Origin of the sequence: Archangium sp. (genome assembly GCF_036388035.1) — a bacterium.
Lineage (GTDB): Bacteria > Myxococcota > Myxococcia > Myxococcales > Myxococcaceae > Archangium.
The window spans coordinates 1-3,712 of record NZ_DASVSO010000850.1; the positions used below are offsets into that span (position 1 = coordinate 1).

Genomic DNA, 3,712 nt, shown 5'->3' on the forward strand with positions numbered 1-3,712 from the left:
CACGCTGCGCGAGCAGGCCACGCGCCAGCAGAGCTGGCTGCACGAGCGCATGGACAAGGCACTGCCGGCGCTGATGCGCCAGTACGGCATCGAGATGTGGGTGGTGTCGATGCGCGAGTACAACGAGGACCCGACCTTCCCGGCCCTGGTGGCGCCCACGACGTTCGCGGCACGGCGGCGGACCATCTACGTCTTCCACGACCGGGGCCCGGAGAAGGGCGTGGATCGGCTCGCGCTGGGCGGTGGCACGCAGGGCGGCGTCTACGAGGCGCGGCGCGCCCAGGTGCAGGTGGACGGCGGCGGGGTGGCGCGGCAGGCCGAGCTGTGGGGCCCGGACCAGTGGAAGGTGCTCAAGGCGGTGCTGGAGGAGCGGCAGCCGAAGGGCATCGCCATCAACGTGTCGCGCACGTTCGCCTTCGCGGATGGCCTGACGCATGGCGAGTACGAGGGCATGGCGGAGGCGCTGGGCAGCGAGTGGACGTCGAGGATGAGGCCGGCCGAGGGTCTGGCGGTGGACCTCATCGCGTGGCGGGGCGCCGACGAGGAGCGCTTCTACGAGGACCTCACGAAGCTGGCGTGGAACATCATCGAGACGGGTTTCTCGAACCAGGTGATTACGCCCGGCAAGACGCGCACGAGCGACGTGGTGTGGTGGATGCGCCAGCGGGTGAACGACCTCGGGCTCGGCACGTGGTTCCAGCCGTCGGTGGAGGTGCAGCGCCGCGGCTGGACGGCCGAGCGGTTAGGCGCGAGCCCGGTGATCGAGCGCGGCGACGTGCTGCACTGCGACTTCGGGGTGACGGCGCTGCGGCTCAACACGGACACGCAGCACATGGGCTACGTGCTGCGCGAGGGCGAGACGGAGGTGCCGGCGGGGCTGAAGGCGGCGCTGGCGCGCTCCAACCGCCTGCAGGACATCGTGTTCGAGGAGCTGCGCCCGGGCCGCTCGGGCAATGAAATTTTGAAGGTGGCGCGCGAGCGGATGAAGGCCGAGGGCATCGACGGCACGGTGTACTCGCACCCCATTGGCCTCAACGGGCACGGGGCGGGGCCGATGATCGGCCTGTGGGATCGGCAGGAGGGGGTGCCGGGCAACGGCGACCACAAGGTGATCGCGAGCCAGTGGTTCTCCATCGAGATGCAGGCGACGAGCCCGGTGGCGGAGTGGGGCGGGCAGAAGGTGCGCTCGGCCCAGGAGGAGGACGTGATGATCGACGCGAGCGGCAAGGTGCGCTGGGCCTTCCAGCGGCAGACGGCCTTCCACCTGGTGCGGTAGCCCCTCCCGCCGCACATCGCACGAACCTGTCCGACAGTCGGACAGGTTTCTGAAGAGCGCGCCCGGGAGGTGGACCTTCCGCACAGGCACGAGGGGATGCGCTAGGGTTCGGATGCCCGCTGGGTCGCTGCGGCTCGGACGGGTACGCACCACGCTTTGTCGTGTGCTCTCGGAGTCACTGATGCTTACCCGCCTCTACGTCGACAACTACAAGTGCCTGGTGAACTTCGACCTGCGCCTTGGCGGCGAGCACTTGTTGATGGGGCGCAATGGCACGGGCAAGACGACCGTCTTCGAGGTGCTCTCCGGGATTCGGAAGCTTCATCAGAAGATTGCCCGGGTCCAGGATGTGTTCCCAACATCGACCCTGACGCGGTGGCAGAAGCGCTCCCGCCAGACCTTCGAGTTGGAGGTGCAACTCGAGGGCATGCGCTATCGATATCGGCTGGAGCTCGAGCACGACATCGAGCGCATGCGCAGCCGCGTCGAGAAGGAGGAGGTGTATGTCGAAGAGGCTCGGCTCTACCTCTACGAACACGGGCGCTTACGTCTTGAGTTGGGGGCTGGTGGCCAGATGGACGTGACGGGGCCGGATGAGGAGCAATCGTGGCTGCCCGTGGTTTTCGGCGCTGGGGATCGGCGCCTCGTGAGCTTCTTGGAGTGGCTGCGCCGGATTTATGTCATCCGCATCGACCCTCGCCGCATGACCAGTCGGAGTGAGGATGAGCAGACCGAGCCCGCGGAGGATTTGTCGAACTTCGCCTCCTGGTATCGCCATCTCACGCAGGAGCGGCTCAACGAGGTGTTCGAGCTTCGGGAAGACCTGCGAAATATTTTCGATGGGTTCGATGCACTGACCCTCAAGTCAGGAGGAGAAGGCATCCGGATGCTGCGCTCCGTTTGGAAGCGCGGTGCGAACGGCTCGGGCTCTTCGGCCAGTGATGAGTACACCTTCGAGGAACTCTCCGAGGGACAGAGAGCGCTCATCGGCCTCTACGCCTTGCTTCACTTCCTCTCTGGCTCTGGCGCCACGCTCTGCCTTGATGAGCCCGACAACTTCGTGGCCTTGAGCGAGGTGCAGCCCTTCCTGCTGGCACTGCGCGAGCAGGATCGCCTCCAGACGTTGCTCATCTCCCACCACCCCGAGGTCATCAACCTGCTCGCCCCGGGCTCTGGGCTTCAGTTCGAGCGGGTCTCGGGCGGCCCCGTGCGCGTCAGTCCCTTCCAGGCGCCGCCCGATGCCGCGGTGCCTGCCGCAGAGCTCGTCGCCCGAGGCTGGGAAGATGGGAAATAGTGCCCAGGTCGTCGTCCTCTCCGAGGACCAGCAGCACCAGGTCTTCGTCTACACTTGGCTCCGGCAGCGCGGCATCGAGCGACGGAAGATTCGTCTGCTCCCCGTTCCCGCGGGAAGAGGCGCGGGCGAGCAATACGTCCGTGAGCACTATCCCAAGGAGGTCCAGACGCATCGGCGGCGCCTGGGTGCCCAGGACTGCCAGTTGGTGACGATCATCGACGCGGATGTCCTGCCCACCCGACAGCGAGTCGCACGGCTCGACCAGGCCCTGCGGGACGCGGAGTTGGAGAAGCGCTCGCCGACCGAGCGCATCTGCATTCTCGTGCCGAAGCGGAATATCGAGACCTGGATCCATTTCCTCGTCACCGGGCCCGTCGACGAGGAGACCGATTACAAGCGACCCGCCAAGAGTGCCGAGGAGTGCCGGGAGGCCGCCCGGAAGCTGGCGGAGACCTACCCCCTGGAGGCCGCTCCCGCCGAGTTTCCTCAGTCTCTCCGAGAGGGATGGAGTGAGCTGAAGCGGGCTTTCTGAATCACATGCCGCGGGTGGCGTGGCTCGATGACTGAAGCAGCGGGTGCTACCCGCCCAAGCCGAGGACGAGGGAGGAGATGCTCGCGAGGATGGGCGCCAGCACGGTGAGGGCCTGCTGGAGCTCCTGGAGCGCCGAGCTCTGCAGGCCGAGGTAGGCGCTGGCGGTCTGCTGCTCCGCGAAGGACTGCTTCCAATCCGCGTCGACGTCGAGGGAGTGCTGGACGAGCCGCTCCGCGAGGCTCTGGCCCAGCTCCTTCAAGGACTTGTGGGCCGGCAGATAGATGATGGCGAGCAGCCCGGTGAAGTAGATGCCGTAGGCGATGACGAGGTCCGCTGGCAACAGCTCGGGTTGAGGGGAGGCGGCTTCGTTGAGCAGGTCGCGGAGCGCGCCCACGTTCAGCAGGGACAAGCCGATGAGGGTGGCGGAGAAGCCGAGGTAGCGCTCCAACCGGGACCGGAGGTGCTGATACCGCAGCACGTCTTCCCGGAGGCTCGCCGCCTCGGGTTTCCCTCTTCGGGAAGGGGACTCCCGCGGCCGGGCCAGGAGCTGGGCATGCACGCCGAACATGCCGGAGGTGTGCAGCATCAAGACCACGACCCCGAGGAGGTT

Annotated in this window: 4 protein-coding genes; 3 read left to right on the forward strand and 1 reads right to left on the reverse strand. The window is 66.9% G+C overall.

Features of this window, described 5'->3' with window-relative positions; all coding sequences use genetic code 11:
• From VF697_RS35175 to VF697_RS35185, 3 genes are all read left to right on the forward strand, one after another.
• Positions 1 to 1,276, forward strand: a 1,276-nt coding sequence (locus tag VF697_RS35175) for a M24 family metallopeptidase (RefSeq protein ID WP_331101969.1), incomplete at its 5' end; no start/stop codon positions are given.
• Positions 1,277 to 1,457: 181 nt separating this feature from the next.
• Positions 1,458 to 2,570 (forward strand): AAA family ATPase, encoded by a 1,113-nt coding sequence (locus VF697_RS35180; RefSeq protein ID WP_331101970.1) that lies wholly within the window; start codon positions 1,458 to 1,460, stop codon positions 2,568 to 2,570.
• Complete coding sequence (locus tag VF697_RS35185; protein WP_331101973.1) at positions 2,560 to 3,102, forward strand: hypothetical protein; 543 nt, start codon at positions 2,560 to 2,562, stop codon at positions 3,100 to 3,102. Before VF697_RS35180 ends, VF697_RS35185 begins: the two co-directional genes overlap by 11 nt.
• Before the next feature lie 46 nt (positions 3,103 to 3,148).
• Here the strand turns inward: VF697_RS35185 and VF697_RS35190 are convergent.
• A partial coding sequence (locus tag VF697_RS35190; RefSeq protein ID WP_331101975.1) for a hypothetical protein occupies positions 3,149 to 3,712 on the reverse strand: 564 nt, incomplete at its 5' end.